At 68.5% G+C, this 14,083-nt stretch carries 10 protein-coding genes and 2 pseudogenes; 2 read left to right on the forward strand and 10 right to left on the reverse strand.

Annotation, left to right across the window (positions count from 1 at the left end):
* Nucleotide 1 precedes the first annotated feature (1 nt).
* The gene (locus tag BN971_RS17365) at nucleotides 2-829 is read right to left on the reverse strand and encodes a DUF1206 domain-containing protein (protein WP_245836591.1); all 828 of its coding nucleotides are present in this window, start codon (nucleotides 827-829) and stop codon (nucleotides 2-4) included.
* 16 nt (nucleotides 830-845) lie between these two features.
* A pseudogene (locus tag BN971_RS17370) lies at nucleotides 846-3,132 on the reverse strand (phosphoenolpyruvate carboxylase).
* 159 nt (nucleotides 3,133-3,291) lie between these two features.
* Here BN971_RS17370 and BN971_RS17375 point away from each other — a divergent pair.
* Nucleotides 3,292-5,319, forward strand: coding sequence for an APC family permease (locus tag BN971_RS17375; protein ID WP_085179953.1), 2,028 nt, complete (start codon nucleotides 3,292-3,294; stop codon nucleotides 5,317-5,319).
* A gap of 31 nt (nucleotides 5,320-5,350) precedes the next feature.
* Here BN971_RS17375 and secG read toward each other — a convergent pair whose 3' ends face one another.
* From secG to BN971_RS17415, 8 genes are all read right to left on the reverse strand, one after another.
* Nucleotides 5,351-5,584 carry a preprotein translocase subunit SecG gene (secG, locus tag BN971_RS17380; protein WP_085179952.1) on the reverse strand — a complete coding sequence of 78 codons (234 nt, stop codon included), beginning with the start codon at nucleotides 5,582-5,584 and terminating at the stop codon, nucleotides 5,351-5,353.
* Nucleotides 5,585-5,628: 44 nt separating this feature from the next.
* A complete protein-coding gene (gene tpiA / locus BN971_RS17385) occupies nucleotides 5,629-6,414 on the reverse strand; it encodes a triose-phosphate isomerase (protein WP_085179951.1) in 786 nt (261 codons plus the stop codon).
* Nucleotides 6,411-7,646 (reverse strand): phosphoglycerate kinase, encoded by a 1,236-nt coding sequence (locus BN971_RS17390; protein ID WP_085179950.1) that lies wholly within the window; start codon nucleotides 7,644-7,646, stop codon nucleotides 6,411-6,413. Before BN971_RS17390 ends, tpiA begins: the two co-directional genes overlap by 4 nt.
* Nucleotides 7,647-7,651: 5 nt before the next feature.
* On the reverse strand, nucleotides 7,652-8,671 hold the full coding sequence (gap, locus tag BN971_RS17395; protein WP_085179949.1) for a type I glyceraldehyde-3-phosphate dehydrogenase: 1,020 nt from the start codon (nucleotides 8,669-8,671) through the stop codon (nucleotides 7,652-7,654).
* A 286-nt stretch (nucleotides 8,672-8,957) separates the two neighbouring features.
* Nucleotides 8,958-9,842, reverse strand: coding sequence for a L,D-transpeptidase (locus tag BN971_RS17400; RefSeq protein WP_085179947.1), 885 nt, complete (start codon nucleotides 9,840-9,842; stop codon nucleotides 8,958-8,960).
* Between the two features lie 151 nt (nucleotides 9,843-9,993).
* Nucleotides 9,994-11,421, reverse strand: coding sequence for a phytoene desaturase family protein (locus BN971_RS17405; RefSeq protein WP_090350393.1), 1,428 nt, complete (start codon nucleotides 11,419-11,421; stop codon nucleotides 9,994-9,996).
* Nucleotides 11,418-13,205: a DUF3556 domain-containing protein gene (locus BN971_RS17410; RefSeq protein WP_090350395.1), complete on the reverse strand. Its 1,788-nt coding sequence runs from the start codon at nucleotides 13,203-13,205 to the stop codon at nucleotides 11,418-11,420. Before BN971_RS17410 ends, BN971_RS17405 begins: the two co-directional genes overlap by 4 nt.
* Before the next feature lie 261 nt (nucleotides 13,206-13,466).
* The gene (locus BN971_RS17415) at nucleotides 13,467-13,661 is read right to left on the reverse strand and encodes a hypothetical protein (RefSeq protein WP_090350396.1); all 195 of its coding nucleotides are present in this window, start codon (nucleotides 13,659-13,661) and stop codon (nucleotides 13,467-13,469) included.
* A 61-nt stretch (nucleotides 13,662-13,722) separates the two neighbouring features.
* Here BN971_RS17415 and BN971_RS17420 point away from each other — a divergent pair.
* Nucleotides 13,723-14,055 (forward strand): annotated as a pseudogene (locus BN971_RS17420) (glycerol acyltransferase); the annotation flags it as partial.
* Between the last annotated feature and the right edge of the window lie 28 nt (nucleotides 14,056-14,083).

The raw sequence follows: 14,083 nt of genomic DNA on the forward strand, positions 1-14,083 counted from the left end.
CTCACATTCTGGTGGATCGGGCCATGACGAAGCTGTACAGGCCATAGGTGATGATGCCGAGACCGGCCGCGATCAGCAGCGCCGCGCCATAGGGCTGAGAGCCCAGGGTTTTCAGCGCGCCGTCCAGCCCGGTGGCCCGCTTGGGTTCCGAGCGGCACGCGGCGACGACGACCAGCGCGCCGGTGGCCGCGAGCACCACGCCCTTGCCGATGTAGCCGGTGACACCGAGCCGTCGCACCAGGTCCCCCGACTTGCCCTTGAGGTCGTCGACGAAGTTGCGGCTCACCCCCTTATAGACGTGGTAGCCGCCGACCGCGACGATGATCAGCCCGCACGCGATGAGGGCGGCGGTGCCCGCGGTGGTCTGCATCAGGCGCGCACTGATCGACGAATTCTGTTGGTCCGCAGGCCTTCCGGCGCCGCGGGCGAATCCGAACGCCGAGTAGGCGAACGCCAGGTAGACCGCGGCCAGGCCCAGCGCCTTGGCCCGGTCCCACGTGCCCGACGACGCGCCGTCGGTCCTGCGGTCGCTCGACCGGCCCAGTGCCGTCTCGACGAGCCGCCACAGGCCCATCGTCAGCAGGGCGCCGGCGGCGACCCACAGCGCGATCGGGCCGCCGGGCTTGGCCGCCAGCGCCGCCAGGGCCCCGGTCTGATCGGCGGTGCCGCCCGCGCCGAAGGCGATCCGGATCGCGAGGTAGCCGACGATCAGGTGCAGCAGACCGTTGACGACGTAGCCGCCTCGGGCGGCCCGTTCGAAGACGCCGTTCTGCGCCAGCTCGGTCGGGGTGACGGGCGGCGGGTTGCCGGGCGCCGATGAGGTCGACACCGATACCGGATGCCCGTTATCCGCTGTTGCGTAACGCGCTCGCGAGTCCATTCATCGTCAGCAGGATGCCGCGCTGGACGAGTTCGTCGTCGTCGCCCGAGCGGTACCGGCGCAGCAACTCCATCTGCAGGTGGTTGAGCGGTTCGAGGTAGGGGAAGCGGTTGAACACCGAACGCGCCAGCGCCGGGTTGTCGGCCAGCAGGTCGTCCTGGCCCGTGATGAGCTTGTGCATCTCGATCGTGCGCCGGTGCTCGTCGACGATCTTGTCGAAGACCCGGTGCCGCAATTCCTCGTCGGCCACCAGCTCGGCGTAGCGCGCGGCCAGGCCCATATCGGTCTTGGCCAGCACCTGAGCCAGATTGGACAGCACGCTGCGGAAGAACGGCCACCGCTCGTACAGCTCGTGCAGCGTCTGGACCCGCTCGGCCTCGCTCTCGGGCCCCTCCTTGATCCACTGCTCGAACGCCGATCCCGTGCCGTACCACCCCGGCAGCATCACCCGCGACTGGCTCCAGGCCAGCACCCACGGGATGGCCCGCAGGTCCGAGATCGACTCCGTCGGCTTGCGCGACGTCGGCCGGCTGCCGATGTTCAGCGACCCGATCTCGCTGACCGGGGTGGAAGCCTTGAAATATTCGACGAAACCCGGTGTGTCATGGACTAATTCGGCGTAGGCGCGGTGCGCCAGGTCCGCCACCTCGTCGAGCACCGCGTACGCCGGATCCGCCGCGTCGCCCAGGCCCTCGACATCCAGCAGCGTGGACTCCAGCGTGGCGGCCACCAGGCTTTCCAGGTTGCGGCGCGCCAGCTGCGGCTCGGCGTACTTGGCGGCGATCACCTCGCCCTGCTCGGTGAGCCGCAGCGAGCCGCCCACCGCGCCCGGCGGCTGGGCCAGGATCGCCTGGTAGCTCGGGCCGCCGCCGCGCCCGACCGTGCCGCCGCGACCGTGGAAGAGCCGCAACCGAATTCGGCTCTTGCGGGCGACCTCGACCAGGGCCAGCTCGGCCCGGTAGACCGCCCAGCTGGAGGCCAGATACCCGCCGTCCTTGTTGGAATCCGAGTAGCCGAGCATCACCTCCTGGCGCCCCCCGCGGGCGTCGACCATCGCGCGGTAGACGGGAAGTTCCAGCATCGCGCGCAGGATCTCCGCGCCGTTGTGCAGGTCTTCGATGGTTTCGAAGAGCGGCGAAATGCCCACGGGGCAATAGGGTTCCGGGCCGGTCGCGTCCAACAGGCCCGCCTCCTTGAGCAGGATCGCGGTCTCCAGGACGTCGGAGACCGAGCGGCACATCGAGATGACGTAGTTGGGCACCGCGGCGGGGCCGTAGAGGCCAGGTTACCCGTCAACACCGCATTGATCGCCGCATTGATGTCCGCACCCAGGTTAGCTCGCTCAGGTAGTGCGACAGCGCCGTGAACGCGGCGCTGCCGGTGGCCTCGCGGACCACGTCGGCGGTCACGTTGGGGTTGCCGTCGCGGTCGCCGCCGATCCAGGAGCCCGGCTGCACGATCGGCCCGGGTAGCAGGTCGGCGTCGGGCCACCGGGCCTGCAGCGCATCGCGAACCTCGGCGTTCAGCTTGGGTATCACCGTGAAGAACGCGGCGGGGTAATAGCGCAGGCCCACCTCGATCTCGTCGGTGATCTGCAGCCGGGACAGCCGCAGCAGCGCGGTCTGCCACAGCGTCAGGACCTGGCGCCGCAGCTCGAACTCGATGCTGCGGCCGTCGTCGGTCTCGACGTGGCCCTCGGCGTGCAGCCGCATCAGCTGGGTGATGCGGTGCTGGGTGACGAAGACGGTGCGCCGGCGGGTCTCGGTGGGATGCGCGGTGATCACCGGCGACACCAGAGCCCCCCGCAGCGCCTCGGCGACCGTGGCCGAATCCAGCCGGGCGCGGTCGAGTTTCGCGTAGGTCGCGGCCAGGGTGCTGTCCTGCGGCGGCTCGCCGGCCTTGACGTGGACGGCGCGCCGGCGCTCGCGGTGGATGTCCTCGGCCACGTTGGCCAGCAGCGCGAAGTGGCTGAACGCGCGGATGACGGGGATCGCCCGGTGGATGTCGAGCCCGGCGAACATCCGCGCCATCTCGGCCCGGTCGATCTCGGAGTGCCGCACGCGGAACGATTCCACCCGGGCGCGCTCGACGAGGTCGAAGACCTCGTCGCCGTTCTGCTCGCGGACGGTGTCGCCCAGGATGGCGCCCAGCAGCCGGATGTCGGCCCGCATCGGCTCGGTCGCCTCGCGTCCGACCCGGGTGCGTTGCACGGCACCGATCGGTTCCAGCGCGGTGTCGGGAGCCTCAGCCATGGGTTCCAGTATCGGGGCCAGGCTCAGTGTCCGCTTGCCGGCGGGGTAGCCACCGCTCCGAGACGCGTGCGGCAGCCAAGGCGGTTACGGGCCGAAAATTTACGGAATTTCTACGGCCGAGACACGTCCCGCATGGGGCCATGACACTACGCTCCTAGCGTGTCGTCACCGACGTCGCTGGTCAAACGCCTAATCGTGGGCCGTCCGTTCCGCAGCGATCGGATGCACCACACCCTGCTGCCCAAGCGCATCGCATTGGCAATCTTCGCCAGCGACCCGTTGTCGTCGGTGGCCTACGCAACGCAGGAGATCCTGCTGATCCTGACGCTCGGCGCCCTCAGCTACCTGTACTTGGCGCCGTGGATCGCGGCCGCGGTGGTGCTGCTGCTCGGTGTCGTTGTCCTGTCCTACCGACAGGTGGTGCAGGCCTATCCCAGTGGCGGCGGGTCATACGAGGTCGCCTCCAGAAATCTGGGGCCACGCGCGGGACTGGTGGTGGCGGCCGCGCTGCTGGTGGACTATGTCATGACGGTCGCGGTGTCCGTCGCGGCCGGGGTCGACAACATCATTTCGGCAGCGCCCGAACTGAATCCGTCTCGGGTGGCAATCAACATCGGTTTCATTGTCGTGCTAACCGCGATGAATCTTCGCGGTGTCCGTGAGTCCGGGCGGGCATTCGCGGTGCCGACATACGCCTTCGTCGCCAGCGTGATGCTGATGATCGTCATCGGTTTGGTTCGCACCTTCCTCGGCGACCCCCCGCAGGCGGAAAGTGCTCACTACGGAATCCATGCTGAGCAGTCCGGACTCAACACGCTGGCGATCGCTTTGCTGGCGCTGCGGGCGTTTTCCTCCGGCTGCACCGCGCTCACGGGCGTTGAAGCGATCTCGAACGGGGTTCCGGCCTTCCAAAAGCCCAAGGCGCTCAACGCGGCACGAACGATGTCACTCATGGGGGCACTGGCGATCACGATGTTCGTCGGCGTGACCGCGCTGGCGTTGATCGCTCGCACTCGTGTCGTCGAAAACACCTGCGATCTCATCGGGTTCCACGGTGATTGCACACGGGATCCGCAGCGTACGGTGATCGCTCAGATCTCCGCGGCGGTCTTCGGCAACAACAGTGTGATGTTCTATTTCCTGCAGGGCGCGACGGCGTTGATCCTGATCCTGGCCGCCAACACCGCCTACAACGGGTTTCCGCTGCTCGGCTCGATCCTCGCCCAAGACCGCTATCTGCCACGGCAACTGCATACCCGCGGTGACAGGTTGGCGTTCTCCAATGGCATCATTCTGCTCGCCGCGATCGCCGGCGGCCTGATCTATGCGTTCGACGGCTCCACGACCCGGCTGATCCAGCTCTACATCCTGGGCGTGTTCACCTCCTTCACGTTGTGCCAAACGGGCATGGTGGGGCATTGGAATCGGATACTGCGCGACGCCGACAACCGCGCACAAAGATTGAGGATCAACCGCGCCCGGGCCATCAACGCGCTGGGCGCATGTTTCACCGGTGTGGTCTTGGTGGTGGTGATGGTCACCAAATTCACGCACGGCGCTTATCTGGTGGTGATCGCGATCCCGGTGCTGTGCCTCGTGATGCAGGGAATAAGAAAGCATTACTCGACCGTCGGCTCCGAACTACGCATCGCGGACGAAGACGAGCAGATCAGGCCGAGCCGAGTGCATGCCATCGTGCTGGTATCGAGTTGGCACAAGCCAACCTTGCGCGCGGTGATGTTCGCCCGGGCCACCAACCCGCACACCCTGACCGCGTTGACCGTCAAGGTCGACCAACCCGATACCACCGCGCTGGTCGAGGATTGGGCGAAGCTGAGGGTCGATGTTCCGCTGAAGGTCATCGAGTCGCCCTACCGGGAGGTCACCCGTCCCGTGATCGATTACATCAAGCGGCTGCGAAAGAGCGGGCCCCGCGACGTCATCAACGTGTACATCCCCGAATACGTCGTCGGCCGTTGGTGGGAGAACCTGTTGCACAACCAGAGCTCCTTGCGGCTCAAGGGACGGTTGCTGTTCGAGCCCGGCGTGATGGTCACCAGCGTGCCGTGGCAACTGCGGTCGTCCGAGCGCCTCGATCTGTCACGCGACGAAAACCGGGCCGGCGACGTCCGCAGCGGCATCGACCGCGCCGAGTCGGGCGAAACCCCGGAGGCGAGGACGCGTTAGGCGGGGTCGGCGGCCGCAACCCGGGGCGGATTCAGCGGTACTTGACCAGCAGGGCCATGCCGACGATGCAGACCAGCCAGATGCCGGTGATGAACAGCGTCAGCCGGTCGAGGTTCTTCTCCACCACCGTCGACCCGGACAGGCTGGACTGCACGCCGCCGCCGAACAGCGTCGACAGGCCGCCACCCTTGGCGCGGTGCAGCAGCACCAGAAGCACCACCAGGATGCTGGTGACCACCAGGGTGATCTGCAGGGCCAGTTGCATGACAGGCAGCTTACCGGTGCCACCGCGGCAACCGGGCAACCGCCCTAGGGCAGGGGCCCCCCGGCGGCGATCGCCGCCAGCGTCGCGAACTGCTCCCCGTCCAGCGACGCGCCCCCGACCAGCGCGCCGTCCACGTCCTCGCAGGCGATCAGCTCGCCGATGTTCTTGGCGTTCACCGACCCGCCGTAGAGCACCCGGACGGTGTCGGCGACCTGCGGTGACGCCAGCTCGGCGAGCTCCGCGCGGATTGCCGCGCACACCTCCTGCGCGTCGGCGGCGCTGGCGACCCGCCCGGTGCCGATGGCCCAGACGGGTTCGTAAGCGATGACGACCGTGCCGATCTGCTCGGCGGACAGGCCGGCCAGCGACCCGCGCAGCTGCTCGACGTTGTGGTCGACGTGGTTTCCCGCCTCGCGGACGTCGAGGTGCTCGCCGATGCAGACGATGGGGGTCAGCTCGTGCTTCAGCGCGGCGGCGGCCTTCGCGGCCACCAGGGCGTCGTCCTCGGCGTGGTAGGTGCGCCGCTCGGAGTGGCCCACGACGACGAAGCTGCAGCCCAGCTTGGCCAGGAAGGCGCCGCTGACCTCGCCGGTGTAGGCGCCCGCGTCGTGCTTGGACAGGTCCTGGGCGCCGTAGGTGAGCCGCAGCTTGTCGCCGTCGACCAGGGTCTGGACGCTGCGCAGGTCGGTGAACGGCGGCAACACCGTGACGTCGACCTTGTCGTAGTACTTGTCGGGCAGCGCGAAGGCGATCTTTTGCACCAGCGCGATCGCCTCGAAGTGGTTGAGGTTCATCTTCCAGTTGCCGGCGATCAGCGGCTTGCGGCTCATGCGTCAGCCCCGTCCGGCTGCGGCCGACCGAGGACCTCGATGCCCGGAAGCGTCTTGCCCTCCAGGAACTCCAGCGACGCGCCCCCGCCGGTGGAGATGTGGGAGAAGTCGTCCTCCGGGATGCCCAGGGCGCGCACGGCGGCCGCGGAGTCGCCGCCGCCGACCACACTGAACGCGCCCTTGCCGGTCGCGCCGGCGATCGCCTCGGCGACCCCCTTGGTGCCCGCGGCGAACGCCGGGAACTCGAACACCCCCATCGGTCCGTTCCAGAAGATCGTCTTGGCGTTGGCCAGCAGCGTCGTGAACCGCTTGACCGAACCCGGCCCGATGTCCAGGCCGATGCGATCCTCGGGAATCGCGTCGGCGGCGACGGTCTGCGGCGGGGAGTCGGCGGCGAACTTCTCGGCCACCACGATGTCGACCGGCAGGCGCAGCACGTCGTGATAGGTGTCCAGCAGCCGGCGGCAGGTGTCGATCATCTCGGATTCCAGGAGCGAATTCCCGACCGAAAGCCCTTGAGCGGCAAGGAAAGTGAAACACATGCCGCCGCCGATCAGGATGCTGTCGGCGTTGGTGGCCAGCTGTTCGATGACGCCGAGCTTGTCCGACACCTTCGAGCCGCCGAGGACCACCGCGTAGGGCCGCTCGGTGGAGCTCGTCAGCTGCTCGAGCACCCGCACCTCGGCGGCGACCAGCTCGCCGGCGTAGTGCGGCAGCAGCGTTGCCACGTCGTACACCGAGGCCTGCTTGCGGTGCACCACCCCGAAGCCGTCGGAGACGAAAGCGCCTCCGGGCGAGACCAATTCGGCCAGCTGCCGGGCCAGCGCCAGGCGCTCGCCGTCGTCCTTGCTGGTCTCGCGCGGGTCGAAGCGGACGTTTTCCAGCAGCAGCACGTCACCGTCGGTGAGACCCTCGGCGCGGGCCAGGGCGTCGGCCCCGACCAAGTCGCCGGCCAGTTGCACGTGCCGGCCCAGCTGCTCGCCGAGCGCCGCCGCGACCGGGGCCAGCGAGAACTTCGGGTCGGGCCCGTCCTTCGGGCGGCCCAGGTGGGCCGTGACGACGACTTTGGCGCCCGCGTCGACGAGCGCGCGCAGCGTTGGCACCGACGCGGTGATGCGCCCGGGATCGGTGATGGCCCCGTCCTCGAGCGGAACGTTCAGGTCGGAGCGCACCAACACGCCGCGGCCCGAAACGCCTTGCGCGAGAAGGTCTTCGAGTGTCGGAACGGCCACGGCGCCTACAGCGACTTGCCGACCAGCGCGACCAGGTCGATGAGGCGGTTGGAGTAGCCCCATTCGTTGTCGTACCAGGACACGACCTTGGCCTGGTTGCCGATCACCTTGGTCAGCCCGGAATCGAAGATCGAGCTGTGCGGGTCGGTGACGATGTCACTGGAGACGATCGGGGCGTCATAGTACTTGAGGATGCCCTTGAGCCGGCCCTCGGCGGCGGCCTTGAACGCGGCGTTGATCTCGTCGGCGCCGGCCTCCTTGGCCAGCTCCACGGTGAGGTCGGTGACCGAGCCGGTCGGGATCGGCACCCGCAGCGCGTAGCCGTCGAGCTTGCCCTTGAGTTCGGGCATCACCAGGCCGATCGCCTTGGCCGCGCCGGTGGAGGTGGGCACGATGTTCAGCGCCGCCGCCCGCGCGCGCCGCAGGTCCTTGTGCGGCCCGTCCTGCAGGTTCTGGTCCTGGGTGTAGGCGTGGATGGTGGTCATCAGGCCCCGGACGATGCCGAATTCGTCCTGCAGGACCTTGGTGACCGGCGCCAGGCAGTTGGTGGTGCACGACGCGTTGGAGATGATGTTCTGGCTGCCGTCGTACTTGTCCTCGTTGACCCCGAGCACGATCGTGATGTCGGGATCGGTGGCCGGCGCGGAGATGATCACCTTCTTGGCGCCGGCCTCCAGGTGGCCCTTGGCCTTGGCGGCGTTGGTGAACAGGCCGGTGGACTCCACCACCACGTCGACGCCGAGGTCGCTCCAGGGCATCGCCGCCGGGCCCTCCCGGACCTCCAGCGCCTTGATCTTGTGGCTGCCCACCACGATGGTGTCCTCGCCGTCCAGGCTGACGTCGTAGGGCAGCCGGCCGAGGATGGAGTCGAATTTCAGCAGGTGAGCCAGCGTGTGGTTGTCGGTGATGTCGTTGACGGCGATCACCTCGATGTCGGCGGTGCCCTGCTCCTGTTGAGCCAATAAAGCCCGGTAAAAGTTGCGGCCGATTCGGCCGAAGCCGTTGATGCCTACCCGGACCGTCACTTGCCTCGCCCTGCCTTTCCCTGTTCGCTGATGAGCGCTTTGCCGTCAGCCTAGATCAGTGCCGGCAGCCCGCGCGCCGCCGGTAACTGTGCCCGGCCCCGGGGGCCGCGCGGGTCCGTTCCGTTTGCGCGTCAACACGGCTCGATTCGCGGCCGGGTTGCGGCGGCGTCGGTCCGGCGTCAAAGCAGGGCCGCGCCACCAAAGATCATCGACCCCGGAAACACGATCCGAATCTGGGTGGCGCCTCGTCACGACGGGCAGGCCGCCGTCGAGTCGGCGACGCGGGTCAGCTGGGCGGCGCTTCCCACAGCAGCGGAGGCTGGCGCTGCGGGGACGGCTGCGGGGGTGGCTGCGGGGAATCCTCAACGATGACCGGGTCGCCGACGTTGACCGTGTTGAAGTACCACTCGGCGTCCTCGGGACTCAGGCTGATGCAGCCGTGGCTGACATTCTCCAGACCCATCGCGTTGACGGCCCAGGGGGCCGAATGAACGTAGAGGCCGTGGTTGGTGATCCGGACGGCGTAATCCACCGGGATGCGGTAGCCGTCGGGATCGTCGACGGGGATGCCGACGCTGCTCGAGTCCATGATCACCGTGCGGTCCTTGGCCAATACGGTGTACGAGCCGACGGGAGTCGGGTACTCCGGCCTGCCCATCGAGGCCGGCAGCACCCCCTGCTCTCCCCAGTGGGGCCGGTGGTGCGGAGCCGGAAGGGAAGGCGGCGGTCCCGTCGGAACCCCGTCGATGCTCACGGTGAACGTATGGTCGGAGATGTTGGCAACGCCGACCACGGCTGCCCCGGTGTGGAATTCGGTGGGCGCGCCGCCCACCGAGAGCGCCACCGTGCTGTGCGCCGGCCAAAACCGGTCGGGAACCCACTGCACGACGTCGTTGTCCAGCCATTCGTACTTGCCGGTCATCGCCGGCGCGGACCTGACGTCCAGGGCGCGCTCGGCCGCGTGCCGGCTGGCCGCGCCGACGACGGGCACGCCGAAACGCACCACCACGGGATGCGCCACGCCGACCGCCTGGCCCCGGGCCGGCAGAACCGACGCGATCGCCGACCTGTACGACTGGGTCACCGCCGCCCGGCTCGGGCCGGCCGGCCCCACGATCACGGTCGCAGCGATGCCGACAACGGTCAGAACGCACCGAACAACCGCCCGCATGGCTCCGATTCCCTTTTATTGACACCCTTGCAATAGCGATGTTAGGGCCCGGGTCAACAACGGAAGCGCAAGGGCGCGTGCGCAATTCGGTCAAGCCTGAGTCACGTTTCGGCCACAAGCCGCGGCGATTCGACCCTGGCCTGGCGCTTCGTCAGAGGGTGCGGCGCTTGCGCAGCCACCGCAACGCCGACTCCGCGGCGTAATACCCACACAATCCGTGGATTCCGGCCCCCGGCGGCGTGGACTGCGAACACAAGTACACGCCGGGCACACCCGTCGCGTAGGGGTCGAGGGCGATGCGCGGGCGCAGGATGACCTGCAGCCCGTCGTTGGCGCCGCCGATGATGTCGCCGCCGATGAAATTCGGGTTGTAGGCCTGCAGTTCGGCCGTGCTGGTGCTGACCGTGGCGACGACGCGGTCGCGGAATCCCGGTGCGAATCGCTCGATCTGGGCGATGACGGCGTCGGTGGCGTCGCCACTGTAGCCGAACGGCACGTGGGCGTACGCCCAGATCGGGTTGATGCCGCCGGCCGAGCGCGACGGGTCGGCCAGGTACTGCTGCCCGACGAGCACGAACGGCCGCTGCACCATTTTGCCCTGTGCGCGTTGGCGTTCGGTGTCGGCCACCTCGGCGAACGTGCCGCCGAGGTGGACGGTGCCCGCGCGCCCGCAATCGGGGTTGGTCCACGGGACGTGGCCGTCGACGGCGAAGTCGACCTTGAACGCCGAGGACCCCTCGCGGTAGCGCTGAAACGATCGCCTGACGCGACTGGGCATGGCGTCGCCGTAGAGCTGCAGCGCCAGGGCCGGGCTCAGGTCGAGCATGACGACATCGGCGTCGGGAACGTCGGCGCGGGCGGCGACCATCACCCCGGTGGTGACGCTCCCGCCGTGGTCCTGCAGGGCGGCGGCCAGCGCCTGGGTGATCGAACCGGAGCCCCCCTCGGCGACGGGCCATCCGTACCGGTGCCCGCTGGCCAGGATCATCAGGCCGAGCGAGGCGGTCAGCGGCCGGTCCAGCCGGGTGTAGACGTGGGCGGCCGAGCCGCCGAACAGCGCCCGCGCCTGCTCGGTGCGAAACCAGCGGGCCATCGTCGTCGCGGGGAGCAGCGCGCGCGGCCCGAACGCGGCGAGGCGCACCGGGTGCCGCGGAACGTTGATGACCGGACGCATCAGATCCTGCGCCAGGTCGTCGAAGCCCTCCGCGAGGTCGCCGACGGCGCGGCGCCAGCGGGCGGCGTCGGGTCCCAGGCCCGCGGTGGTCCTCTCGATCGACTGATGGAGCACTCCGGCGGTGCCGTCGTCGAGCGGGTGCGCGCAGTCGACCTCCGGCCACTTCCACCGCAGGCCGTAGCGCTGCAGGTCGATCTGCCTCCAGAACGGCGAACCGACACCCAGGGGGTGAAACGCCGAGCAGTGGTCGTGGACGACGCCCGGCAGGGTCAGCTCCCCCGAACGCGCTCCCCCGCCGACGGTTTCGCGTGCCTCCAACACGTGGACATCGACGCCGTGGCGGGCGAGGGGGATGGCGGCGGCCAGGCCGTTGGGCCCGGCCCCGACGACGACCGCGGTCGTCATCGGGTGCCGTGTTGGGTCGTGCGCGGCGATCGCGGGCGCCGCGGGTCGCCGCCAACGGTGACGTGCACCGGGAACTCGTCGCCGGGCGCCGGCCACGGCTGGCGCGTCAGCATGTCCTTGACGTTGACGTAGCCCGCCTCGATCACGCCGCGCTTGGCGTCGACGATGCGATACCACTGCCGTTGGCTCTGGATCGGTTGACCCTCGAGGACGATCACCCGGACGTCGCCGTCCTCGAAGTGGCAGCGCCGTTGCACCGCCTCCAGGAGCTGCTCGTTGTGCAGGTGGCCCTCCCCGAAGTTCCACCCGACCAGGGGACCGGCGACGATCTCGCCCTCGCGGATCTTGTAGTTCGCCTCGTCGTCGATGGCGCGCGGCAACAGGCCGTTGAGGGCCCGGCCGTGGACGTGCATCGCGCGGAATGCGGCGGTCTTGTCCGCCATGATCTCGGCGGTTGCCGGGTCGTACAGCCGTGCCAGCTGGTTGACCACGAGCGCGGAGCTCTTGACGATGTCGGCGTCGATCTTCTCCTCGGCGCCGGCGCGGAAGCACCATACGCTGCTGGCCCAGTTGCCGGCGTAGTACCGCATGGCGGGCAGGAACGAAATCTTCTCGGGGAACATGTTTCCCGCGATGACGACCAGCAGCGCCAGGATCAGCATCGCCAGCAGCAGGGGCGAGCGAAGGTCGGTGGCCCGGATCGCAGCGTAGTGCCCGAACAGATAGAACAGCGAGAAGATGAAGAAGACGTTCCACTCCAACGGCACCCCCATCGGGAGGTTGGAAATGATGTTGAGGTGGAAGATCACCATGAACCCGATGAGGAACCACCGCCACGGGTGATCGGCGGCGAAGAACACCAGCAGCGTGGGAACCACGAATTCGGCGGTGGTGCCGCCGACGTGGGCCATCAGCTTCGGCAGCGTCGACGGCCGCAGGTCGTTGACGTGGTCGAGGTAGAGCGTGTGCTTGATCGGGTTGAACAGCCTGGGCCGCAGCAGCGCGTTGTTGCTCGTCATCACCGCCACCACGTAGGGGAAGTGGTGGTTGAGCTTGGAAGTCGCTGCGCCCCACCACAGGAAGAGCATGATGATCTTGAACGCGGCGATCTGGTCGGTGAACGGGAAGAAGAACACGAACAGCTTCAGCCAATAGTGTTCGGCGCGGGCGGCCAGGAAGATGGTCTTGTCGCGCAGCCCCAGCAACGCCAGGGCGACGATGGTGGGGATGACCAGCACCGGGTCGATGAGGCCGACATCGCCGGCGCCGGTGACCGGGCCGCCGTGACCGGGTGACAACAGCGCCCACACCCCGCCGGCCAGGACGATGGCGTAGAGGGCGACGTCGACGACGGTGCGGGTGTCACCGGCGGTGAGCGGGACCCTGCCCGGCCAGGCGGGCAGGCGAATCGTGTTGGGCCGCAACCAATACAGGAATCCCCCGACGGGTGGCATGAAGCGGCCGGTGAGCGGGCCGGAACCGCAGCCCAGGCCCAGGACCTCGAACAACAGCGTGAAGACGATCACCTTCTGGTACACGATCGGCTGCGTCCACCAGTCGCCGATGCGGCCCAGCCCGCCCAGGCCGGGGGTGAGCGAGATGATCGCGGCCGGGGCCGCGATGTAAAGCGCGATCTTGAGCAGGTAGAGCAGATACACCGCGTAGGGGGTGCCGAAGCCGTGCTCGGCCCAGTGCCGTGTCACCACCTGTAGCCGGGTCGCCCGCGGCAATGTGGGCCAGGTGTCGTGGTCGACGTCCGGAAGCACCGGTGTCATGAATCCCATGTCGTCCCCTTCCCATGACGGTGGGCCACATCACACACCATATGCCGCTCAGCGAAAGCTCACGGCGCACATGCGCCACGAGCACCGGGTCGTCGACATCGATCCCGTACGGTCCCGCCGCCCTGGCAAAGGGAAGTTTCAATGAGGTTGCGGTCCAACACCATTGCCACCGCCGACCGCGTGGGAGATGGACAAAAACCCGAGAAAGCAGTGCACAGGCCCCACGCCCGGCGCGCAGCGGCGCGGCCCGGGCGCCCGCCGTCAGGACCGCCGGGGAAACCGCCGGTGCAAGCTTTCGATCATGGCGTCGAGCACCCGGCGGTCTCGTTCCTCGCCGACCACCGTGCGCCGGAAGGTGACGACGCCTTCGACGTCGCCCTTGGCCTCCGCGGCGGCGATCGCCTTGCGGTACCCGTCGATCCGGTGGTCGATGAGGCGGCGGTTCTGGGCGAGCAAACGCAGGAAGTAGTCGGCCTGCAGCTGGTCGGCCGCGTCGGGCCGGGGCGCGACCGACTCCCCGACGGGTGCCGCGGTGTCGATCGGTGGCCAACAGACCCAGCTCTACCTGTCCCGCGGAACCTGGCTCGCCGAGCGGCTCGGGGTGAAGCGGCTGCTGCGCAGCGACATCCTGCCGTTGTCGTTCGGTTTCCCGTTCGGGTTCAGCGCCGCCATCCCGCCCAACGTGCCGCTGCCCACCAAGATCGTGACGCGGGTGCTCGAGCCGATCGACATCACCGCGCGCTTCGGGGACGACCCCGACATCGACGAGGTCGACGAGCACGTCCGGTCGGTGATGCAGCACGCCCTCGACGAGCTGGCCGCCAAGCGCCGCTTCCCGATTCTGGGCTGACCCGTGGCATCAGTCGTCGACCGGGGCC

The sequence above is a fragment of the Mycobacterium bohemicum DSM 44277 genome, from assembly GCF_001053185.1.
Classification (GTDB): domain Bacteria; phylum Actinomycetota; class Actinomycetes; order Mycobacteriales; family Mycobacteriaceae; genus Mycobacterium; species Mycobacterium bohemicum.